Here is a 22222-nt window from a genome sequence, read left to right as displayed (position 1 = left end):
ACGCTGTTGATTCATTTTACGAAGGATCCCAATGCACCCGCCTACTACGTGATCGGTTGCGGCCTGATATCGCTTGTCGGGCTGGCCATGGTCAAGGAGACAATGGGACGCCGCCTCGCGTGAGGATAGGAGCGGGTCGAGGACACGACTCTGTTCCGGTCATTTATCCGATGTAGCATGGGATTGCATCAATGAGGATGACTACTGATTCACCGGGCGGGGCCGCCGGCGTTCCTCAGGCTGGCGGCATCTGCTCCGTTTCCAGGACAATCACAGATGTCTAACGACGGACAAAGTCTTAAACCAGCGACTGGAGCCGAAATTCTTGAACGCCGCTCGGATCCGGAAGCGAACCCAACGTCAGGCAAGCGCTCCAGGCAATCGTCAGCCTCACTCATCGTGACGAGGGCGTGGGTGAGAGCCAGTGAACACTACGACTGGATGGACGCACATACCCCCTGCGCCGACCTCAACGCGTGACGTTGAACAAAAAAACAAAAGTCGCGTTCTCCCTGCTGGTGAAAGCCATCAGCAGGGCGGCGTACAGCCACGCACTGCGGGGCATTTTCTTCCCCCCGGGCCGGCCCATGAGACTTGAGTAGCAGCCCATCGGTCTTTTCGCAACGAGCTGTATCAATATCTCGCTATCACGCATACGAAGACAAACTCGCATTGTTCGCCGTCAAGAGACAACTCGGCGGCTTGTGGTGCGCGAGGCTGATCGCGGACAGTCGGCCACGAGCGTCGTTACACTTCTGCGCGAAAATCGTCGACAATCTGTTCGCAGTCGCTGCGAGGCGCCGCTGATCGGCATTCTCTCGCTTAGTTTGATGGGGGGTTCGAAAACGGTGCAAAAGCGCGATCAATCTACTTTCGTGAATCCGCTAACGATGTTGTAGGCTTACTTTCCCTGCAGTCGACGGAGGTAACATGCGATCCGGTTGTCTGGAACGAAGCAACTCTGCTTGCTTTCTCGGCGGCTTCATCTTATCTCTCGGCATAGCCTGCTGCGGTCCGTTGGTTTGGCCCGCAAGTGTTCTGGCCCAAACCGTGTTGCCGAACGCGCCATATGCCGTCGGCGCGACGCAGGTGGAGTTTGTCGACCCGTCCGGTGGCGGTAGGCCATTGAACTTCATGTTAATTTATCCCGCTACGCCGGGTGCCGATGCCCCCGTTTTCAAAGTAAATCTGTCGGCGAATCTCCATCTGTACAAGGATGCGCCGCTCGTGGCCGACGGTCTGAAACACCCTCTCGTCATGTTCTCGCATGGGGCTGGCGGCAACGGTGCGGGCTATGCCTGGTTCGGTGAGTACCTCGCTGCTCACGGCTATCTGGTCGCCATGCTGTACCACTATCGCGCCAATACGTTTGATTCCAGTGCGCTGTACGTGCGTAACAGACTCTGGCAGCGACCGCGCGACATCAGTCTCGATATCACTCATCTCCTCCAGGATAAGAAGTGGGGGCCCCACATCGATCCAGATCAGGTCGGCGTCGCGGGGCATTCGCAGGGCGGATTCACCTCTCTCTGGATCGGAGGAGCCCAGGTCAATCCCGGACTATTTCTGGCGTTTCAACGCGGATGGAAGAACAACGAGAGTGTGCCTGCGTATTTGCGCGCGCAGATGCGCCTGGACGCGACTCCCGCCCGTCATGTGCACGACAATCGGGTCAAGGCGGCATTCGCGATGGCACCTGGCGACATCCAGGGATTCGGGATGGACGAGGCCGGGCTTCGACAAATGGCGATTCCTGCCTACATCATCGTCGGCGCTGGCGACACGACGACCCCCCCGAAGGAAAACGCCGAGTTTGCTGCGGAAAATATCCAACATGCCCGGCTCGATGTGCTGCCCGGTCAGGTCGGCCACGAGATTTTCGGCAACGAGTGCGACCAGATGGGTCGAGACAACTATCCGGAAGCCTGCTCCGATGGTGCTGGCGTGGAGCGAGCCAAGCTGCATGATTACATAGGGAACGCCGCATTAAGGTTTTTCGACACGAACTTAGGGGTACGGCGGCTGGGTTCGAACTAACCTCATCAGTTGTCCCATCCGGCGACATGGCACCGAAGGCCTGTATTCGGAAATACTGGATGGCTCAAACGGGTCGTTAGCGCCCTATTCGGTTTTTCTGCGACCGGTCATTCAAGATCCACCAAATACCGGGAGGCTCGCATGACCGGGGTGGCCGACGAAGAGGCGTCGGATCTTGCGCAAACCCGATCAGGATTTCGTCGATAACCGCAGCGGACGCCATCGATTACGTGATGCTCGAACTCTCGTGGTGCGGCGGTATCAGCGAGGCGAGAACATGGCGCGCTGGTCGGAAGCGAGCCGACCCGTGTCAGCACGAAGAGCGGGCCTACGCATTCACGGCCCGATACATCGAGCGACGCGGGGCGGCCTTGTTGGCACGAGATAATTCAGATCGGCCTGCACTTCGACCGGTTGTTCGATGACGATATCGGTCGTGATTTCGCTCAACACGCGGGTGCCTTGTTGTGCCAGATTGCTCGTCCGGATAAGCTTCAGTGCGGCGGCGAGTCGGCAGGGGCTCTGGTGCAAATGGTGTCGGCGAATCGGTTAGAGTTATCGGAGCAAAACGAACTGATGACCCGCGAGGAGCAAGCTGAAGAGTCTGCAGGAGTTGTTCGGTGGACGCCATTTTGATCGGGAGGTCATCATTCTGTGTGTTCGCTGGTACCTGCGCTACAAGCTCAGCCTACGCGATCTGGTCGAGATGATGGCCGAACGGGGCTTGTCGCTGGCTCATACGACGATCCTGCGCTGGGTGAGGCGTTATACGCCCGGGTTCGTCAAACGGTGGAACCGCTTTGCTACACCTGCGGGTCGCTCGTGGCGTGTCGACGAGACCTACCTGAAGATTCGTGGCAGGTGGGTCTACCTGTACCGGGCGGTGGGATCGGGCTGGCCAGACAGTGGGCTTCATGCTCAGGGCGAGGCGCAACGTGGCTGCGGCCAAAGCATTTTTCAGCAAGGCGATCAAAAATCGGGGCCAGCCGCCGAAGACGATCACGCTCGATGGGTATGCTGCCTCGCATCGGGCGGTACGTGAGATGAAGGCCGATGGCGTGCTCCTGAGGTGGCGAAGGTCCGGTCCTCGAAGTACCTGAACAACCGGATAGAGCACGACCATCGAAACATCAAGTCCAGAACGAACGCGATGGTCGGCTTCAAACGGTTCAGAAGTGCTGCGACCACGATTTCAGGAATCGAATTGATGCATCGTATTCGCAAGGGACAGTTCGATCTCGCGAAGCTCGGCCTCAAGGATACCGCTGCGCCCGCCGTATGGAATGCCGTCCTGTCCGTTCGATAAAGCATCCTATTAATCTGGATCTTCTCAACCGGCTTACCTATTTGCACCCGAACCCTATGCCGTATGGCACTGCCGTCCCGCCGAGAGCCGCTAGGAGAACGCTCATGACACGGACCAAGCCACGGCATCAAGGCGATTTCCACTGGCTTTGCCAAGTCAACACTCAGTGGAAAGGTGTCGTCGTGCAACCGAGCTTGGCGCAGTCACGTCAGCGAGTCAGTCAACCGCAGTCTGGTTGTGGTAATCGACTAGCCGCTCCACTTCCAGCTTTGATCCGAGAATCACCGGCACGCGCTGGTGCACCCGCTCCGGCTTGATATTCATGATCGGCGCCTCGCCAGTCGTGCTCATCCCGCCGGCCTGCTCGACAATAAAGGCCATCGGATTGGCTTCATACGTGAGCCGCAGCCGTCCGGCGAATTCGCGATTCTTGCTGTCACGCGGATAAAGAAAGATACCCCCGCGCATCAGGATACGGTGCACCTCGGCGACCATCGACGCAATCCATCGCATGTTGAAATTGGCGCGCCGGGGTCCTTCGGCACCGGCGACGCACTCCCGCACATATCGATGTACGGGCTCGTTCCAGAAGCGCTCGTTCGACATGTTGATCGCAAATTCGCAGGTGCTGTCGGGGATCCTCAGTTGCGGATGAGTCAGGACAAACGATTCCGAATGCCGGTCGAATGTGAACCCGTCGACGCCGCGACCGGTCGTCAGCATGAACATCGTCGATGCGCCGTAAATCGCATACCCGGCGCAGACCTGCTGCACACCCGACTGCAGAAAGTGGCTCTCGTCGATCGCGACGCCCGCCTCCGGCGCGGCAAGCACGGAAAAGATGCTGCCGACAATACCGTTAATCTCGAGATTGGACGATCCGTCGAGCGGATCGAAGAGCACGAGATAGCCGTCTTCGTCCCCCCGAGACGAAGACGGCATCAATCGAATCGACTCCAATTCTTCGGACGCAAGGGCGCGAACGCAACTGACTGACGCCAACTTTTCAATCACGATGTCGTTCGAAACGACGTCGAGCTTCTTTTGCGATTCGCCATGCACATTCTCAGAGTGAGCGTTCCCGCAAGCGCCGTCGAAGATGCCTCTTTCGACAGCCGTTGCGACCGCCGAGCATGCGTCGGCGACGGCTGTCACGAGTGTCGAAAGCCCGGTCGTGATCTGGCCATCACGCACCGCGTTTGCGAGGAACAGGGAGAGCCGGATGCGTTCGGCAACAGGTGCGCTATTCATGTTTGATCCGTTGGAAATAAGCAGCTTGCAGGTTGAGGGCACCAGCGCACTTCGCCGCATTCGCTTTCGGGGACGAACTGGAACTGGCACAGTGCTCCGTCAAGCACATGGCGTCTTCTCTTCTGCACATCACGATGAGGGTGCCCGTTGTTAGCCCGCCGCTTCGACCCGGTGGGATCGGGCATAGCGCTCGGCCATCGCCGGGAGCGGAACCGGCTTGATCCGTTGCGCCTGTCCTGCGCTGCCGAACGCCTCGAACCGCTGGCGGCACAGGTCGCGTGCGGCGACGCGTGCTTCCGCCAGGCACCGGCGAACATCGAACTCGGAGGGATGCTGGGCGAGCGAACGCCGCACGGCTCCCATCATGGTGAGCCGGATATCCGTATCGATGTTGATCTTGCGTACGCCATGCCGGATGCCTTCGCAGATCTCTTCGACCGGGACCCCATACGTTTCCCTGATGTCTCCGCCGAACTCGCGGATGATGTCGAGCCATTCCTGCGGAACCGAACTCGATCCATGCATGACCAGATGGGTATCGGGCAGGCGCCGGTGAATCTCCCTGATCCGCTCGATCGCGAGAATGTCGCCGGTTGGCTTGCGCGAGAATTTATACGCGCCATGCGACGTGCCGATCGCGATCGCCAGTGCGTCGACGCCAGTCCGCTGCACGAAATCGACGGCCTGCTCGGGATCGGTCAGCAGCATGTCGTGCGACAGCACGCCTTCGGCGCCGGAACCGTCTTCATCGCCAGCCGTGCCCGACTCGAGCGAACCGAGACACCCCAGTTCGCCCTCCACCGACACCCCTACCGCGTGCGCCACCTCAACCACGGTCCGCGTCACGTCGACGTTGTAATCGTAGGCCGCGACGGTCTTCATGTCCGGCATCAGCGATCCATCCATCATAACGCTGCTGAAACCACTACGGATCGCTGCCTGACAGACGGCTGGCGATGCGCCATGATCCTGATGCATGACTACCGGAACGTCGGGATAAGTCTCGATGGCCGCCTCGACCAGATGTCGCAGGAACGCTTCACCTGCATACTTCCGTGCGCCTGCGGACGCCTGCATGATCACGGGACTGTCACACTCGTGCGCCGCCTGCATGATCGCCTGAACCTGCTCGAGGTTGTTGACGTTGAATGCGGGCACGCCATAGCCGTATTCGGCAGCATGGTCCAGCATTTGTCGCAATGAGATCAGCGCCATGTCGTTTCCAGTAGAGAGTTCCGCCTCGTTGGCGGAAGTTTTTGATGTGGATATCGCGACGACCGGGGCATCGACCCAGCGGCGATGCACGGCGTCGCGGCCCGCGCTGTGGCTAGACTCCAAACAAGCATTCGAGCAGGCTGAACGACGGAAGTCCTGCGCGCTCGCGGTCGAACGGTTCTAGTCGACGGTCTCGAATTCCACATCGAGCGTGCGGCGCACGGCATTCACGATCTCGCTTGCCGTAATGCCGAATTGCTCGTATAGGATCGCGGCCGCCGCCGACTCACCAAAGTGCGATAACCCGACCACCGCGCCGCTCAGTCCGACATACTTGCGCCAGAAATCACTCGCGGCCGCTTCGACCGCGACGCGGCGGACGCCGGGCAGAAGGACGGCAGCCCGGTACTCGGGTGGCTGCCTGTCGAAAGCCGTGGTCGACGGCATCGATATGACCCGTGCGTCGATGCCCTCGCCGGCGAGCTGCGCCTGCGCGATCAGCGCGAGTTCGACTTCGGAGCCCGTCGCGATCAGGATGACGTCCGGCGTGCCGCCAGCCGCTTCCGACAACACGTAACCGCCCCGGCAGATATTTGCTCTCGCGTGCGCGGTACGTGCAAGCGGCGGCAGATTCTGGCGCGACAGCAGCATTGCTGTCGGCGAGTTTGTTGTCTCGAGTGCCGCCGCCCACGCGAACGCCGTTTCCATCGCATCCGCCGGGCGCCACACGTTGAGGCCAGGAATCATGCGCAGCATCGCCGCATGCTCGACCGGCTGATGGGTCGGTCCGTCTTCGCCGAGCCCGATCGAATCGTGCGTGAACACGTAGACGCATTGCAGATGCATCAGCGCCGCCATGCGAAGCGCATTCTTCGCATAGTCGGAGAACACGAGGAACGTCCCTCCGTATGGAACAAATCCACCGTGGAGCGCAAGGCCGTTCATGATCGCGGCCATGCCGAACTCGCGAACGCCGTAGTGAATGTAGTTCGACTTGCCGTTCCCGGCGCCGGCTTCGATGGCGTGCGACGCGGACACCATCGTGAGATTCGACGGTGCAAGATCTGCCGAACCGCCCAGCAGTTCCGGCAACCGGGAAACCAGTAGTTCCAGACATTTCTGCGAGGCTTTACGCGTTGCCATCGTCTGCTCGAACCATTCGCTCTCTTCAAGCAGGGTCGCGATCGCGTCCGCTGAGCGCTCGTCGCCGCTGCCGTGCAGACGCAGTTCGAAGCGGCTGGCTTTCTCGGGAAAGCGGGTGCGATAGGCCTCGAAGAGCGTGCGCCATACCATGTTTCGATCGCGGCCAACGGACCTGGCGTCCCAGGCATCGCGAATCGGGTCGGGAATGTCGAACGGCCCGTGATTCCAGCCGAGATGTTTGCGGGTCGCCGCGACTTCGGCGGTGCCGAGCGGAGCGCCATGCACGTCATGACTGCCCGCCCGATTGGGCGACCCGTGCCCGATCACGGTCTTGCAGCAAATCAGGGACGGCCGGTCGCGTTCGCCGCGTGCTTCATCGATCGCGCGTTCGATCGACTGCGGATCGTGCCCGTCGACGCGCTCGACGACGTGCCAACCGTAGGCGCGAAAGCGCATCGCCGTCTGATCGGTGAACCAGCCCTCGACATGTCCGTCGATCGAAATGCCATTGTCATCGTAGAACGCGATGAGCTTCCCGAGGTGCCACGTGCCGGCGAGCGAACACGCTTCATGAGAGACGCCCTCCATCAGACAGCCGTCGCCGAGAAAGACGTACGTGTAATGGTCGACGATGTCGAATCCCGGCTCGTTGAACCGCGCCGCGAGCAGCCGCTCGGCCATCGCCATGCCGACCGCATTGGCGAGCCCTTGCCCAAGCGGCCCAGTCGTGGTCTCGACGCCTGGGGTCAAGCCCCGCTCGGGATGCCCGGGCGTCACGGACTGCCACTGGCGGAAGCCCTTCAGGTCGTCGATGGACAACTCATACCCAGTCAGATGTAGCGCGGCGTATAGCAGCATCGACCCGTGCCCGTTCGACAGCACGAAACGATCGCGGTCAACCCAGTCGGGCGCCGCCGGATTGTGCTTCAGATATTTGCGCCACAGCACTTCGGCGATATCGGCCATTCCCATTGGCATCCCGGGATGCCCGGAGTTCGCCGCTTGCACCGCATCGATAGCCAGGAAGCGGATAGCGTTCGCAAGTTCGCGACGGGTTGGATTAGCGTAGGACATGCATCACTCTGAAAAGGATAACTAACTTCATTGGATAAGGCCTCGCTCCATCTTGCGAGGCAACCGGCGCTAGTAGACCTGTGCGGTTAGTGCGCGGCGGAGGTGGTGATGGTGCGAGTGTCGTCAAGCAAACGCGTAATCGACTCGCCCATGCTGCCCAGTATCAGGAAGCAGGAACAGGCGCCGGCATCGAGCACGCCGATCGAACGGTCGCCGAGCCGGCTCGCGCGGCCAATACGGGCGCACAGTTCGCGCGTCGAGTTCATTCCGGCTTCTGCTCCGGCCACCATCGCCGCGATGCATTCGCGAAAGCTCTTGTCCGCCTTCAAGGCTTCTTCATACGCGATGCGCGCCGGCACGAGCGTGTCGATCAGTGTCTTGTCGCCGACCTTCGCTTCACCGATCTCCTGAACTGCGGCAATGCCGTCGACGAGGGCGCGATAGAACAGTCCCTTGTCGAGTTCGCTGCGGTCCGCAAGCGCGTCGCTCATGCCTAAAAAGAAGGTGCCGTACAGTGGCCCCATCGATCCACCGATCCCTTCCATGAGGGCCGACGAAAGGTCGCCCAGCGCCACCTGCAGCGAAGGCACCGCCCCCCGCGCCGCCAGGTGTTCGCCGCATTGCGTGAAGCCCTTGCTCATATTGATCCCGTGATCGCCGTCGCCGATTGCGCCATCGACTTCGCTCAGGTACTGGCGATTCGCGTTGATGGTGCGGATCAGATCGACGACGACTTCCCCGGCGTTCGCCAGCTTGACTGTTTCGGTCATCATGCTTCTCCCACGGTAAGTCCGATGCTTTGGCACGGATGAGCCAGGCAGGCGCTCAGTTCGTCGTCGAGTTTCGTCAGCGTCAGCGTGACGCCCATCATCTCCAGCGACGTGAAGAGATTGCCGACGAAGGAAAACTGGATGTCGATGCCTGCTTCGCGCAGGCAGTCCGCCACCTCGGCGTAGAGGATATATTGCTCCATCACGGGCGTTGCGCCGAGGCCGGAAAGCAGCACGGACACCTTGTCGCCTCGTGCGAACGGCAGGTCCGGCAGCAACCGGTCGAGCATCAGCTTCGCCATGTCCTTCGCCGGCACGGTCCGCTGCACCAGGATGCCCGGCTCGCCATGATGGCCGATGCCGACTTCCATTTCCCCATCCTTGATGACGAAATTGGCCTTGCCGACCGCCGGAATCGTACAGGCGGACAGGCCGATACCGATGGAACGGGTCGCATCGACGGCCTTGCGCGCGGTGGCGATCACCTCATCGAGCGACGCCCCTTGAGCGGCGCGTGCCCCACCGGCTTTCCACATGAGGATCTCACCAGCCACGCCACGCCGCTTGCCGATCTCGTCTTTCGGTGCCGATGCAGCGTCGTCGTTCGCCACCACCGTGCGCACGCGAATCCCCTCCCGCTCAGCCAGCTTGATCGCCATTTTCACGTTCATGTTGTCTCCGGCATAGTTGCCGTAGAGACACGCGACGCCGGCGCCGCTGTCGGCGGCCTTGAACGCGTCGAAGAACGACTTCGCAGTCGGCGATGAAAAGATCTCGCCGACGGCCACGGCATCCACCAGATTGCGACCGACATAGCCGATGAACGCCGGCTCGTGACCCGATCCGCCTCCGGTCACGATCCCGACCCGCTCCTTCTGGCGGGCCCGGCTATGCGAAATCACGCGAGGATTCTCCGCTGCCGCGCGCAGTTCCGGGTGAGCCGCGAGGATGCCGCGCAGCATGTCTTCGACGACGAGATCAGGGTTGTTGATGACGCGATTCATACCATTCCTTTGCATCTTGAGGGTTATCACTGAGCGGTGTAGCCGCCGTCGATCACGATGTTCTCGCCGTTGACCATCGCCGCCGCGTCGCTGACCAGGTACAGGATCAGCGTGGCGATCTCGTCAGGCCGGGCGAATCTTCCAGCGGGAATCCTGGCTTTCATCGCTTCGCCCACCGCGCCGGCCCAGGCTTGCCTGCCAAGCTCGGTGTCGACGACCGTGGGAGAAACGGCGTTGACCGTGATGCCGTGCCGCGCCCACTCGAGCGCAAGCACCCTGGTCATGCCGACGATGGCGGCCTTGCTCGTGCAGTACGCCACGTGGCGTTCCAGCGCGACGACACTCGCCTGCGAGGCGAGATTGACGATGCGGCCGCTACGGCGGCGCAACATCTCCTTGCCGGCAGCCTGCGCAAGCAGAAATGGCGCCTTGACGTTGATCGCCATCGTCCGGTCCCAGGCGCTCTCGGAAAGCGCTTCCGCATTGTCGAGCAAGGCGATGCCGGCGTTGTTGACGAGCACGTCGATCTGCCCGAACGCCTCGATCACGCGCTGAACCGCCCGTTCGGGCGCACCGGCCACCGTGATGTCCGACTGGATCGCCAGGTGCCGGTCCGCGCCTCCGGCGAGGGTCTGCGGCACGGTCTCGACGGCCGGATTGATGTCGAGCAGCGCGACCCGCGCGCCGGCCGCGGCGAGACTCTGTGCAACGGCGAGCCCGATGCCGCTTGCCGCACCGGTAACGACGGCCACGCGATCCGTGAGATCAAGCGGGTTGGTTGATTGGACTGACATCGCTCGACTCCTTAGTGACTCTTGGGAATGCGCTTCAGAATCTCTTCGGCGTTCGCCGGCACGACCTGCGTCCACGGCACCGTATAGCTCTTCGCCGTGCCGTCGCCCCAGGGCATCTTCTCCCCGTAAGCGGCCCAGATATCCGAACGCGGCTTGTACGACGCGCCCAGCACCGCGCGCAGCGCCACGTCCATTGCGCCTTGCGCCTGCGCCTGGGAATCCTGGAAGAAGGTCGTCATCTCGCCGCGTTTGACGGCCGAGATGCCGTCCACGATCCCGTCGATGCCCGCCACGGGAACCTTCTTCGGATCGATACCCTTGGACTTCAATGCCTGAATGGCGCCGAGTGCCATATCGTCGTTCTCCGCGATGATCGCGTTGATCTGGCCGGGATGACCAGTCAGCCAGTTCTCGACGAGACCCAGCGACTCCGCACGCGACCAGTTCGCCGTCTTGTGCTCCAGCACCTTGACATCAGGCGTCTTCGACAGTGCTTCCTGAATGCCCTTCGAGCGGTCGATCTGCGCGGACTGGCCAATCGGCCCCTCGATGATCACCACGTTTCCCTTGCCGCCGATCGCCTTGACGATCGCCTCCGCCTCCATCCGGCCGGCGACGACATCGTCGCTGCCAACGTACGAGGTCAGCTTGTCGCCCGACACGCGGGTATTCGATCCGATGACCGGAATGTTCGCCGCGGCGGCTTTCGCCACTGCCGCGGCACCCGCGGCCTTGTCGATCGGCACGAAGATAATCGCATCGTACTTCTGCGTGATCATCGTGTCGAACTGGTTGCCCTGCGTCAGCGCGTCGTAGTTGCCGTCGAACACCGTTATCTGCACCGTGCCGTCCTTGACTGCGGGGTGCGCCTTCAGCGCGTTGGTCCACATCTGCATGAACTCGCCCTTGAGGCCGTACACCGCCGCCCCGATGCGGATGGTTTTCGCCTGTGCGGCCGAGCACGTCAGGCCGACCACCGCGCAGGCCAAAACGGCCTTCTTCCATGAGGTCATTACTGTCTCCTGAGACTTTGGGATTATTGCTTTCCGGGTTGCTGTCATTGCTTCTTGCGCGAAGCATCGAGTAAAACGGCGCCGACGATGATGACGCCCTTGACGACCTGCTGGTAATAGGACGACACGCCCAGCAGATTCAAACCGTTGTTGATTACGCCGATCAAGAGCGCGCCGACGACCGTGCCGCCGAGCGACCCCGAGCCGCCCGTCAGGCTCGTTCCGCCGATCACCACCGCCGCGATCGCGTCCAGTTCATAGGACATGCCGGCCTGTGGCAGCGCGGATGTCGTGCGGGCGGCCAGGATGATCCCGGCGAGGCCCGCCAGCAGCCCGCCGAGCGCATACACCGAGAAGATGATCTTGCGCGTCGAGATGCCGCTTGTTTTAGCGCTCTTCGCGTTGCCGCCCACCGCGTAGATGTAGCGGCCGTAAGTCGTGTAGCGGAGGATGAACCAGAACACCGCGACCACGAGGGCGAACACGATGACCGGCACGGGAACCCCGGCGATCGCGCCCGTGCCGATCCACAGGTAGCTGTCGGGCAGGTCCGTGACGGGCATGCCGTCGTTGTAGATGAAAGTGAGCCCGCGCGCCGCGCTCAGCATGCCGAGCGTCGCGACGAAAGGCGGTATCGAGAGCCGCGCGACGAGGAGCCCGTTGACCGCGCCGACGGCCGCGCCCACCGCCAGACCCGCCCCGATGCCAACGATCGCGCTGTGCGGATGCCCGCCGGTGACGAGGCTGCCGCTGATGATGCCAGCGAGCGCAAGGATGGACCCGACCGAGAGATCGATCCCGGCTGTCAGAACGACGTAGGTCATGCCGACGGCCAGAATGCCGTTAATGGCGGTCTGCCGCAGGATGTCCGCGATGTTGCCGAGCGTCAGAAAGTACGGGTTGGAGAAGGAAAGGACGATGCACAACACAATCAGCACCGCCACGATGCCGTAGCGTCGATAGATTTCGCGCATATGTGCAGCGCGGCTTTGAGCGACGGGGGCGTTCAACGAAGTTGTCTGAGTATTCATGATGCGAGGTGCAGAAGATCTTCCTGAGTGGTGGTATGGCCGTCGATCAAAGAGACCAACTGCCCCGACTTGAAAATGGCGATCCGGTCGCTGACATCCAGAATTTCCTGAGCCTCCGACGAAACGACGATCGCGGCGCCTCCTTTCGATACGAAGTCATCGAGCAGCCGGTACACCTCGCGTTTGGCGCCCTCGTCGATACCGCGGGTGGGTTCGTCGCACAAGAGGCATGAGGGATCGGTCGAGAAGCAACGTGCGAGCACGACCTTTTGCTGGTTCCCACCGCTCATCGACGAAACGGGGAGCGATGCCGAACCGGTCTTGATCTGCATGCGCTCGATCATCGACTGGACCAGCGTGCGCACCTTCCGTCGATTGATGAACGCGAGCCGGGAGAGGCGCCGGTAGGCGGAAAACGAAATGTTGTCCCGCACGGACGCGGACAGGACGAGGCCCGTCTCCTTGCGGTCCTCGGTGACGAGCGACAATCCGGCCTGGATGGCCTTGCGCGGTTGTCCGGCCGGCAACACGCGGCCCTTCAGCCTGACCTCCCCGCTGTCGGGCCGCGTCAATCCGTAGACGCAGTTCAGGTATTCGCTGCGCCCGGCGCCCATCAGGCCGTACACGCCGAGAATCTCCCCCCGGTGAACGGTGAGCGAGATGTCCTTGAATTCCGCCGCACGCGAGAGCTTCGTCGACTCGAGCACCGGCTCGCCCACCGGCCTGCGCGTCTTTTCCGCCACGTTGAGCTTGCGTCCGACGATCGTGCTCACCAGATAGGCACGATCGATGTCCGCGATGCGCCCGCTGTCGACATAGCGCCCGTCGCGAAAGACCGTGTAGTCGTCCGCGATCTGGAAAATCTCGGACAGACGGTGAGACACGTAGACGATGCCCGCTCCCTGCGCGGTCAGGTTGCGGATGGCATTGAACAGCACCTCGGTTTCGCGCTCGCCGATCGCCGAGGTCGGTTCGTCCATGATCATCACGTCGCAGTCGTGGCTGAACGCTTTCGCGATTTCCACCAGTTGAATCTGCGCGAGGCTCAGCGACGACATGCGGGCGCGGGCGTTGACCGGGAAGCCGAGCCGGTCGAGCAGGTCCTGGGCCTTTCTGACGAGGGCATTGAACCGGACCAGCACGCCGGCGCGACGCGGCTCGCGGCCGAGATACAGGTTTTCGGCGACGGTCATGCCAGGAATCGGCGACAACTCCTGGGTAATGATCGCGATGCGGTTCGCCAGCGCTTCGGCCGGCGACTGGAAATTGACGCTGCGTCCCTTGAAGAGGATTTCTCCGGCGTCGCGCTGTGCGATGCCCATGACGATGCTCAGAAAGGTCGATTTGCCCGCGCCGTTTCCACCACACAGCGCATGGACGCTGCCGCGCCGCAAGCTCAGCCGGCCATCTTCGAGCGCTCGAACACCATTAAATGCCTTCTGAACACCATGTGCTTCCACAAGAAGGTCGTTCACCTTGTCTCCTTACTTTTGTTCATCACTGAACATTTGATCAGCTTGGTCACATCGTAGGCGTCGGCATTGCCCGTGTCAATCTCAGGTGCCACGTGGTTAACCCGAACCATAAGACGGCTCCGCTTGGCCGCTCAGCGTAATATCGGCGCGCGGCAAAGCGCGATTCCTCGGGGGAACAATCGGCCCGCTGGGCTCTTGACATTCGATCGAATGACAATGAGAATTTGATCATGCTTGATCATTTGATCATCGCATGCGAATGATTCTGAAGACTCGGAGGAAGAAATGAAGCTGGCAATCGGATGCGATGAAGCAGCGCTTGACCTAAAAGAACTGATCAAGCGATATTTGACTGACAAAGGATTGGAGGTGGCCGACTTCGGGACCCACGGGACGGAACCGGTCAACTATCCCAATATCGCCTTCGCGGTAGCGGAAAGCGTCGCGCGAGGCGAATTCGAGCGGGCCGTCCTGCTGTGCGGGACCGGAATCGGCATGGCGATCGCCGCCAACAAGGTGCACGGCATCCGCGCCGCGCAATGTCACGACACCTATTCGGCCGAACGGGCGAGCAAGAGCAACGACGCGCAAATCATTACAATTGGCGCTCGCGTCGTTGGGCCTGAACTAGCGAAGGCAATTGTCGACACCTGGCTTGGTGCGCGTTTCGACGGCGGGCGTTCGGTGCCGAAGGTGAATCGCATCAAGGAATACGAGGATTGTCATCAACTCTCCCCCAGCGACAGGAGCGGCTGATTTCATCGACCACTGAGCCAACGGTTGGCGGCGCTCAGGTAGTATCCAACCGAATGGGAGTGAGAGAAAGCATATGACCACCGACGAACTGACTCGCCTGGCGACCCTCTACTACGTCGACGGGCTTACGCAGGAAGATCTGTCGAAACAGTTTTCGCTGTCGCGCGCCAAGATCGGCCGCCTCCTGAAGCGCGCGCAGGAGGAAGGTATTGTCGAGATTCGCGTCAAGCATCATCCACGCGACACGCGCGACCTCGAGCGCGAATTGATCGCGCGTTTCGGCATCGAGAAGGCGATTGTGTCGATCAATCACAAGGATCAGGACAAGCAGCGCGAACTCCTGGCCGGCCTTGTCGCGAGTCATCTCGATCGCATTCTTGCCAACGACATGATCGTCGCCGTAGGAATGGGGCGCAACATCAATTCGATCTCGGAGCATGCGATTTCGTCGACGCAGCGATCGTCAACGTTCGTCTGCGCGATTGGCGGGTTTTATCGCGGCGGAGAGAGCATGAATGCCGATCACATTTGCCGCCGCCTCGCTGCGCGCTTCGGAGGAGACAGCGAGACGCTCTATGCACCGGCACTCGTGAGCGACCCCGGGGTACGCGAAGGGTTGCTCAACAATGACGCCGTCAAGCCTACGCTCGACAAGGCACGGCGGGCGCACATTGCGCTCGTTGGCGTCGGCGACATCAATGAAGACAGCAACATGGTACGTACCGGCTGGTTTTCCCCAGATGAGATCGCCGAACTCCGGCATCGCGGAGCCGTTGGAGACCTGACCGGGTACCACTTCATCGACCTGAACGGCGGCCCCGTGGTCACTGCCGTGCGGGATCGGGTGATCGGGCTCAGCCTGGACGACCTCAAGCGCATCCCGAACGTCATCGCGGTAGCGAGCGAGCATACCAAGACGACCGCTGTCCTGGGTGCGTTGCGAACCGGGGTGATCAACACGCTGGCCACGACCGAAGCGATTGCGCAGTCGATCGTGAGTCTCGAAGATGCGACGCGCCGTCAGTCTCTTACACTGAAGCCGGAACTCGCGGATCGATAAATCGTGTCATTGGAGCGCGACGCTTGCGAAGACCTTTGTTGGAGTGCTGTTGAGCGTTGTGTGCCCTCAAGACTGACACAAATCCAGATCCCCAAACCGACAATTGCGATTCTCTTTACCGGGCCGTCGACAAGGAAGGCAACATTAGGAATGTCAGCCTTCGCCGCCGGAGCTGGTCGGCAACGATCTTGCGCGGCACCGGGTTTGAATGCAGCACCTTCTGGAAGAAGCGCGTTGCCGCAGCCTTGTCGCGCCGTCTTGCACCAACACGTCGAGTTCAGCACCATGCTCATTGACCGCTCGCCACAACAGATACGGCACGCCGCGCAGCGTCACGAAGATCTCGCCCGATGCCATATGCTGCCCGGCTTGCGCCGCGCTGCTTTGGCGCATTGGGCGAATCCAGCGCCGAACTTGTCGCACCAGCAACGGATCGTTTCGTATGTGACCACGAAACCTCGCTCGACACTTACTCGAAGGTGGCGTTTGCCAAACTCTACGGCCGCAAGACACCGCTGCCGGCGGCCGACCTGCTCAACGATCGCGTCGTACCGTTCTTCGACAGCCACCGCATTCCGCTTGCTCGCGTTCTGACTGACCGGGGTACCAAGTACTGCGGAAACCCCGAGCATCACGAATATGAGTTCTATCTGGCCGTGGAGAACATTGATCACACCCGCACCAAAGCTCGTTCTCCACAGACCAAGGGCATCGTTGAGCGACTTCACAAGACCATGCTCAACGAGTTCTATCGCATCGCGTTGCGCAGGAAGATCTACGACTCGACCGCCGCCCTGCAGACCGGTCTCGACGCATGGCTTGACCAGTACAACAATGAGCGCGAACATCAAGGGCGATAGTGCTATGGCAAAAGGCCTATGCGTGCCTTCCTCGACTCACTCGAACTTGTCACGGAGAAACTGATTCCTCAATGAATCGCTTTCCTTAATTCGCTTCCCCGACTACCTGTCAGGTCCGGTCCAGGCTAATACACGTTACGCTCATCGCGCTATCTTTTCGGTGCGCGCTAGACCAGGATGCCCACTTGACCTGCAGTGCCGTGGAACCAGGACCTAGCGCAATGCCTGAGTGGCATCACATCACTGACCTGACGCAGGCGTACCTCAAGCGGTTTTTCGGCGCGGACGCGCGCCAACTGCGCTTTTGGTCCGGTAGCTGACGCCATGCTGATCGAGGTAATCGCGGATCAATTGCCGCACTACCTGTGAGGGCGTCAAGTCCTGCGCCGCGCACAGTTTTTCGAACGCTTCCTTCTTCACAGGATCGATCAGAATCGTGAGTCGAGCGCTTTTCGTTTCCATGACGGGGGCGAAGTCCAGATATGTTAATTGAATTATAATACATCGAGTGGCCCGAGTCATCTTCGTGGCACCGGAATCCACAGGCGGCCGGCGATTCCCACATGCTCGCCGACGCCCAGCCTTTTTGTGGCCGGGAAGCCAACGACGTGCAACGCACGGCAACGGCGCGCTAAATCGCCGCCCTGGCACGCAGAATATCCTGTCCAGCCCGGGTAATCGACACACCGCCTCGCCCATTCGCGGGGACGGATACCAACCCAGCGTTACGCAGCTCCCGCGCGACCGACCAGCTTAACGTGGGCGCATCGCGGCCGTATCGCTGCTGGGCCAGACGCGCAAGCGCCCAGATCGCTGCGTGGGTCAAGGGGCCGCTGTCGTTGTCACTTTCCGCCGTCATCTTCCATCCTCGGGAATGTACCTGCTCAAACAGGCCACGAATGAGCCGGGCTGCGATCCGTCAGCGACAGACGCATCCGCTCAGCACGTTTGCTCATATCGATGCCAGTTAAATTTCTTGCCGTATTCGATGCGCGTGGCTGTCGCATGGAGATTGACCGCATGCGTGGGTCCGAGTGCGCGCGCCCGGTCGAGCATCGTTGCGAAAGACGGAAGCTCATCCGCTCCTTTCCACGCAAAAACAGTGACGTTGTGCTCACTGCCCTCGGGCGGCGCCAGCGTCACCGCGCTCGCGAAGACTTCCCGGAGCGAGCGCAGGTAGCGATGGAAATCCGGTTCGTCGGTCACCAGATTGGCCACTAGGACGCCGTCATCGCTCAACCTGCGGCGACAGGCTTCATAAAACGCCCTGCTGCCCAGTTCCGCGGGCAAGCCATCGGCATTGAAACCATCGACCAGCAGCACGTCGGGCCGATGATTCGGAACGGTGACATACTGCGCGCCGTCGGCGCAAACCACCCTGAAGCGCTCACTGTCACGCGGCACATGAAACCGGTCGCGCAGCGCGATCACCTGCGGGTTGATTTCGACGACTGCAATAACGGTGTCGGGCAAGTGGCGATAGCAGTATTTCGCCAGCGAGCCGCCACCCAGACCGATCATCGAAATGCGGCGCGGGAATGGCTGGAACAGAAGGAAGCCCATCATGGTACGCGTATAGCCCAAAGCAAGGGTGTACGGATCGCGTCGCAACATGGTGCTCTGCACCCCGCGCGCATCAAAGTACAGTGAAACGACCTGGTCATTCTCTATGACCACCGGCCTGTTCGCCTTCCTCTTTCTTTTCATGTGCGTGATCAAGAGATTCAGATGCAGGGGCAATCGGCGGGAGTGGAACACGCCTCCTTGCAGCGGTCCGAACCGGCGATGACCTGGGCAAAGAAAGCCCGCAACGACGGGTCCCATCTTTCACTCCCCAAGGCGATTTCGGCCGTGTAGAGCCGCTTCATTTCCCGATCGAAGTGCGCGGCGCGAAGCGACCTTGGGTGTAGCGGGCCGACAAAGAACTGGCCATCGTCGTCCAGAAGCAGAAGCGGCTTCTGCCTGTAGCGGGCCCCAAGTATGGAGGTCGCATCCAGGACATGGCGGGCCGATTCCTTCTGATAGACAAAAATGACGTTGACTCCACATTCTTCCAGGCGCTCGCAGATTTCCGAAAAACGGTAAAGCATCTGGAATCCGCGCTCGCCCGTCCTGCCCACGCCGACGACAATCAGTCCGCGACGACCCATCACGTCCCGCAGATACAGGTGCGTGTAGTCGTGGGACAGCAACGGAACACTTGCATCAATCACGTCGACCTCCCTGCCGCGCGCAGGCATACACGTCGTTTCGAGCGAGCCCGGCCTGCAAGGTGACTAACAAGATACCTGCCCAATCCTGCCATAGTATTATCATTTCATCATAAATCAATGATAATTTCCTTATCATACTTTTGGAGCACCTGTTTCGAAAAACGGGCGAGGCTGTTCGCCGGTTCTTCGATGCGCACGCATGTGCGCATCGAGAGCGCTCCCGCGTCGACGGTCGACGTGGCTCTTAAGCGAACGGCTGCACCCTGCACTGCCGGGATCGGGGAACGGCGGCCACCGTGAAGGTGCCGCTAACGCAACCGGCACTGACCCGAACCCGTCTCGCGGCCTGTGCCCGGCGCCTAACGGTCGAGTCGATAGACCCGCGCGCGCAGATCGTCAACCAGGGGCACGATGGCCAGCACAATCAGCACGCCCGCAAGCGGTACCGTCGAGGCGTAGCCGATGTGTTTGAATCCCATCGCCCCGGTAAAACCACCGACGACGAACATGGCCAGCATCGTCCCGTGCGCTTTCAACCTCGCCCGATTCGCCCGTACGAACGGTGCGCCCGGGTCGGTCCTCGCGGAATTCCAGTAAAAGAGCTTGCCCAATTCGATGCCGATGTCCGTCACGATTCCGGTCATGTGGGTGGTACGGATTTCGGCACCGGACAGTTTGGTGATCATCGCGTTCTGCAGACCCATGATGAAGCAGAGGAGCACGACGGTCGCCGGCACGAACAGGGTCTCCCACAGCGCCAGTTGACTACCGAGCAGCCCGAAACACAGCAACAGGACGGCCTCGATCAGCAACGGCGACGCGTACTGGCTGTGCAGCTGCCGCCGGCGCCCCCAATTGACGAGCACGGCGGAACAGGCTGCGCCCAGCAGAAACGAGATCAGCGGTCCGGCGCCGGCCAGAACCAGTGAGGTCGCCCAGCGCCGCCTGGTCGGCAATCGAGGACACTACGCCGCTCATATGGGACGTGTATTGCTTCACCGCCAGGAAGCCGCCGGCGTTAGTAGCGCCAGCCACGAACGCAAGCGAGAAACCAAGTTGCCTGTTGGCCTCGATGCTGCGATTCCTTCCCGTCAGGGTCCGGAAATAGTGTGCTTGCATCAGGTATCGACTCGTGTATTCGCGTGTCCGAACCGCGCTTCGGCGCAGGCAGGGACCGGTGCAGCAAGCTGGCTGCTTAAATTCCACGCGCAGGATGAACGCCCGCATTCCAGACGCCCTGGACGAACACGACACTTACTCCGCGCCTGTCGACGGATCATCACGTGTGGAACTGGATCAATAAAGCTGCTAGGATGATAACGTAATTATCATCGACTGGTAACTTGATGTCGCTGGCGAAATCTCCCCTCCTGCGGGAGCAACGCGCAGTGATGCTGCAGTTGCATACGCCTCGGCAGCGACGCAGGGATGACGCGGTTCGTGATAGCGGGAGGACAAAGCCGGGCAACCTGCAGGATGGCGGCCGCCTGGCGCGCCGCAACAAGGAGAAATGCCATGCCGTTTGACAACACGCTTGAAGAACACCGGCTAACTGGCGTCGCGTTGCGTAACGGGATGCTCGAGGGGATGCACGAGCGCGTGGGACTGGTCACATCCGCATTCGCCAACGAACGTTGCTGCGCGCTCGGACGCTGGATTCATGAAGATGGCCTGCTGTGGGAAGACGCTTCCGAGCTTCAGCAGTTGAAGCTGGCGCACGCGAGCTTCCATGCCATCGCGCTGGTGATCGCCATATCCATCACGCAAGGGCGTCTCGCTGAAGCAGCCGTGATGCTCGAACCGGACGCGCTGTTCGAAAACGCGGCGCGTATGCTCGCTCATGCAGTGTCGCGTTTCGAAGATCGCCTGGTCACCGGGGCGGCACCGCACGGACGGATACATTAAGGCTACGCGACTCATCGGTTGCTGCATGACTCCATGCTAACGGCAACCGATCTGCAACTTCAGGAAAACAACCTGTACCGGTATGTCGAAAAAATGGAACGTCACAACCGGACAGTGCCCGTTCCGGGATACCCTTCATCCAACACACTGACCGTCTAACAGGACGTCTGACGGCACCGGAGACAATGCGGATGGAACACGTGCTGGTCCTCCATTATGTGCTGCTCGTGATTGCAAGCTGGCTGGTCATTGGAGCCCTGGGACTCGCCAGCCTGCGCCGCACACGGGTGGTGGCGCATGGCCTGTTTCCGGTCGGTGCGGTGTTCGGCCTGTCTCTGTGCGGACTGGGCCTCATTGGCGTTTTCGCGGGCCCCCAGCAAGCCGTCCTGCCGCTCGGGTTGCCGGACCTGCCGTTCCATCTGAGGCTCGACAGACTGTCAGCGTATTTCCTCTGTGTACTGGGTGCGGTAAGCACGGGCGTGAGCGCGTTCTCCGCCGGCTATTTCCGCAAGGGTGAGGGCACTCCGCCCGGTCTGTTGTGTTTTGAATATCACGTGTGTCTCGCGAGCATGGCCGTCCTGTTGCTGGCCGACGATGCGTATTGCTTCATGGTGGCATGGGAGACGATGACGCTGTCGGCCACCTTCCTGGTGATGACCAATCACCGCATTGCAGAGATCCGCCGGGCCGCGTGGCTCTACTTCCTGATCTCCCATGTCGGCGCGCTGGCGCTCCTGCTGTGCTTCGGGCTGCTGCAGGCCAATACCGGCGACTACACGTTCGCCAACATGCGTCAGCAGCATCTGGACGTGTTCTGGGGGTCCATCGCGTTTCTGCTGGCGCTGTTTGGGTTCGGCACCAAGGCGGGGATCTTCCCGCTGCACGTCTGGCTGCCCGAGGCTCATCCGGCTGCGCCGTCGCCGGTATCGGCCCTCATGAGCGGGTTCGTCCTGAAAGCCGGCCTCTACGGCGTGCTACGCACGGTGTTCGACCTGCTGCACGAGCAGATTGCGTGGTGGGGCGTGCTCATGCTGGTACTTGGACTCTTCACCGCCCTGTTCGGCGTCGTGTTCAGCGCCATCCAGACGGACATGAAGCGGCTGCTTGCGTACTCGTCGATCGACAACATCGGCCTGATGTTTGTGAGCATGGGGCTGGGGATCCTGTTTCGCGCGTACGGGATGAACGCGCTCGCTGCCCTTTCGTTGACGGCCCTGCTCTACCAGATCGCCAGCCACGCGACGTTCAAGAGCCTGCTGTTTCTTGGAACGGGTTCCGTGTTGCACGCGACGGGCGAGCGCAATCTCGGGCGGCT

Annotated in this window: 17 protein-coding genes and 5 pseudogenes; 8 read left to right on the top strand and 14 right to left on the bottom strand. The window is 61.1% G+C overall.

Annotated features, from left to right (window positions below; genetic code table 11):
* The 3 genes and pseudogenes from AWB68_RS49870 to AWB68_RS33760 form a co-directional block, all read left to right on the top strand.
* Positions 1–123, top strand: a pseudogene (locus AWB68_RS49870) (MFS transporter); the annotation flags it as partial.
* Between the two features lie 807 nt (positions 124–930).
* Entirely contained in the window at positions 931–2037 is a 1107-nt protein-coding gene (locus tag AWB68_RS33765) for an alpha/beta hydrolase family protein (protein WP_087648632.1), read from the top strand.
* Between the two features lie 595 nt (positions 2038–2632).
* A pseudogene (locus tag AWB68_RS33760) lies at positions 2633–3343 on the top strand (IS6 family transposase).
* Positions 3344–3559: 216 nt separating this feature from the next.
* On the opposite strand, the gene AWB68_RS33755 reads toward AWB68_RS33760, so the two are convergent.
* The 9 genes from AWB68_RS33755 to AWB68_RS33710 form a co-directional block, all read right to left on the bottom strand.
* On the bottom strand, positions 3560–4594 hold the full coding sequence (locus AWB68_RS33755; RefSeq protein WP_087648631.1) for a class 1 fructose-bisphosphatase: 1035 nt from the start codon (positions 4592–4594) through the stop codon (positions 3560–3562).
* A 150-nt stretch (positions 4595–4744) separates the two neighbouring features.
* Positions 4745–5809, bottom strand: coding sequence for a class II fructose-bisphosphate aldolase (fba, locus tag AWB68_RS33750; RefSeq protein WP_087648630.1), 1065 nt, complete (start codon positions 5807–5809; stop codon positions 4745–4747).
* 180 nt (positions 5810–5989) lie between these two features.
* Entirely contained in the window at positions 5990–8026 is a 2037-nt protein-coding gene (gene tkt / locus AWB68_RS33740) for a transketolase (protein WP_087648628.1), read from the bottom strand.
* An 86-nt stretch (positions 8027–8112) separates the two neighbouring features.
* A complete protein-coding gene (gene dhaL / locus AWB68_RS33735) occupies positions 8113–8799 on the bottom strand; it encodes a dihydroxyacetone kinase subunit DhaL (protein WP_200828870.1) in 687 nt (228 codons plus the stop codon).
* A complete protein-coding gene (locus AWB68_RS33730) occupies positions 8796–9800 on the bottom strand; it encodes a dihydroxyacetone kinase subunit DhaK (RefSeq protein ID WP_087648626.1) in 1005 nt (334 codons plus the stop codon). Before AWB68_RS33730 ends, dhaL begins: the two co-directional genes overlap by 4 nt.
* Positions 9801–9826: 26 nt before the next feature.
* Positions 9827–10594, bottom strand: coding sequence for a GolD/DthD family dehydrogenase (locus tag AWB68_RS33725; protein WP_087648625.1), 768 nt, complete (start codon positions 10592–10594; stop codon positions 9827–9829).
* A gap of 11 nt (positions 10595–10605) precedes the next feature.
* Positions 10606–11607, bottom strand: a complete 1002-nt coding sequence (locus tag AWB68_RS33720; protein WP_087648624.1) for a substrate-binding domain-containing protein — start codon at positions 11605–11607, stop codon at positions 10606–10608.
* Between the two features lie 44 nt (positions 11608–11651).
* Complete coding sequence (locus AWB68_RS33715) at positions 11652–12638, bottom strand: ABC transporter permease (RefSeq protein WP_087648623.1); 987 nt, start codon at positions 12636–12638, stop codon at positions 11652–11654.
* Positions 12635–14113 (bottom strand): sugar ABC transporter ATP-binding protein, encoded by a 1479-nt coding sequence (locus AWB68_RS33710; protein ID WP_087648622.1) that lies wholly within the window; start codon positions 14111–14113, stop codon positions 12635–12637. The genes AWB68_RS33715 and AWB68_RS33710 overlap by 4 nt, the downstream gene beginning before the upstream one ends.
* A gap of 285 nt (positions 14114–14398) precedes the next feature.
* Between AWB68_RS33710 and rpiB the strand changes: the two genes are divergently transcribed.
* Together rpiB and AWB68_RS33700 are read left to right on the top strand one after the other, a co-directional pair.
* Entirely contained in the window at positions 14399–14869 is a 471-nt protein-coding gene (gene rpiB, locus AWB68_RS33705; protein WP_087648621.1) for a ribose 5-phosphate isomerase B, read from the top strand.
* A 73-nt stretch (positions 14870–14942) separates the two neighbouring features.
* Positions 14943–15929, top strand: a complete 987-nt coding sequence (locus AWB68_RS33700; RefSeq protein ID WP_087648620.1) for a sugar-binding transcriptional regulator — start codon at positions 14943–14945, stop codon at positions 15927–15929.
* 118 nt (positions 15930–16047) lie between these two features.
* Here the strand turns inward: AWB68_RS33700 and AWB68_RS51605 are convergent.
* Positions 16048–16393: pseudogene (locus tag AWB68_RS51605) on the bottom strand (DDE-type integrase/transposase/recombinase); the annotation flags it as partial.
* Here AWB68_RS51605 and AWB68_RS33690 point away from each other — a divergent pair.
* Positions 16382–16864, top strand: a pseudogene (locus tag AWB68_RS33690) (integrase core domain-containing protein); the annotation flags it as partial. The pseudogenes AWB68_RS51605 and AWB68_RS33690 overlap by 12 nt on opposite strands.
* 189 nt (positions 16865–17053) lie before the next feature.
* On the opposite strand, the gene AWB68_RS33685 reads toward AWB68_RS33690, so the two are convergent.
* The 4 genes and pseudogenes from AWB68_RS33685 to AWB68_RS33665 all read right to left on the bottom strand — a co-directional run bounded on the left by AWB68_RS33685 (position 17054) and on the right by AWB68_RS33665 (position 20121).
* Positions 17054–17251: a ribbon-helix-helix protein gene (locus AWB68_RS33685; RefSeq protein ID WP_087648619.1), complete on the bottom strand. Its 198-nt coding sequence runs from the start codon at positions 17249–17251 to the stop codon at positions 17054–17056.
* Positions 17252–17728: 477 nt separating this feature from the next.
* Entirely contained in the window at positions 17729–18529 is an 801-nt protein-coding gene (locus AWB68_RS33675) for a fused MFS/spermidine synthase (protein ID WP_374729630.1), read from the bottom strand.
* Positions 18514–19002, bottom strand: coding sequence for a hypothetical protein (locus AWB68_RS33670; RefSeq protein ID WP_235028629.1), 489 nt, complete (start codon positions 19000–19002; stop codon positions 18514–18516). Before AWB68_RS33670 ends, AWB68_RS33675 begins: the two co-directional genes overlap by 16 nt.
* A gap of 359 nt (positions 19003–19361) precedes the next feature.
* Positions 19362–20121 (bottom strand): annotated as a pseudogene (locus AWB68_RS33665) (YoaK family protein).
* Between the two features lie 357 nt (positions 20122–20478).
* Here AWB68_RS33665 and AWB68_RS33660 point away from each other — a divergent pair.
* Entirely contained in the window at positions 20479–20907 is a 429-nt protein-coding gene (locus AWB68_RS33660) for a CZB domain-containing protein (protein WP_200828869.1), read from the top strand.
* A 191-nt stretch (positions 20908–21098) separates the two neighbouring features.
* On the top strand, positions 21099–22222 hold a 1124-nt coding region (locus AWB68_RS33655), incomplete at its 3' end, for a proton-conducting transporter transmembrane domain-containing protein (RefSeq protein WP_268810959.1).

The organism is Caballeronia choica (assembly GCF_001544535.1).
In the GTDB taxonomy this organism is placed as follows: Bacteria; Pseudomonadota; Gammaproteobacteria; order Burkholderiales; family Burkholderiaceae; genus Caballeronia; species Caballeronia choica.
The sequence above is the reverse complement of the archived record's forward strand: the minus strand, read 5'-3'. Positions and strand labels throughout refer to the sequence as shown.

Excerpts from the sequence above, each read along its gene's own strand:
- fba (WP_087648630.1), bottom strand. The coding sequence starts at position 5,809 with ATGGCGCTGATCTCATTGCGACAAATGCTGGACCATGCTGCCGAATAC.
- AWB68_RS33725 (WP_087648625.1), bottom strand. The coding sequence starts at position 10,594 with ATGTCAGTCCAATCAACCAACCCGCTTGATCTCACGGATCGCGTGGCC.
- AWB68_RS33700 (WP_087648620.1), top strand. The coding sequence starts at position 14,943 with ATGACCACCGACGAACTGACTCGCCTGGCGACCCTCTACTACGTCGAC.
- AWB68_RS33755 (WP_087648631.1), bottom strand. The coding sequence starts at position 4,594 with ATGAATAGCGCACCTGTTGCCGAACGCATCCGGCTCTCCCTGTTCCTC.
- AWB68_RS33685 (WP_087648619.1), bottom strand. The coding sequence starts at position 17,251 with ATGGAAACGAAAAGCGCTCGACTCACGATTCTGATCGATCCTGTGAAG.
- dhaL (WP_200828870.1), bottom strand. The coding sequence starts at position 8,799 with ATGATGACCGAAACAGTCAAGCTGGCGAACGCCGGGGAAGTCGTCGTC.
- tkt (WP_087648628.1), bottom strand. The coding sequence starts at position 8,026 with ATGTCCTACGCTAATCCAACCCGTCGCGAACTTGCGAACGCTATCCGC.
- rpiB (WP_087648621.1), top strand. The coding sequence starts at position 14,399 with ATGAAGCTGGCAATCGGATGCGATGAAGCAGCGCTTGACCTAAAAGAA.
- AWB68_RS33660 (WP_200828869.1), top strand. The coding sequence starts at position 20,479 with ATGGCGGCCGCCTGGCGCGCCGCAACAAGGAGAAATGCCATGCCGTTT.
- AWB68_RS33765 (WP_087648632.1), top strand. The coding sequence starts at position 931 with ATGCGATCCGGTTGTCTGGAACGAAGCAACTCTGCTTGCTTTCTCGGC.
- AWB68_RS33730 (WP_087648626.1), bottom strand. The coding sequence starts at position 9,800 with ATGAATCGCGTCATCAACAACCCTGATCTCGTCGTCGAAGACATGCTG.
- AWB68_RS33720 (WP_087648624.1), bottom strand. The coding sequence starts at position 11,607 with ATGACCTCATGGAAGAAGGCCGTTTTGGCCTGCGCGGTGGTCGGCCTG.
- AWB68_RS33715 (WP_087648623.1), bottom strand. The coding sequence starts at position 12,638 with ATGAATACTCAGACAACTTCGTTGAACGCCCCCGTCGCTCAAAGCCGC.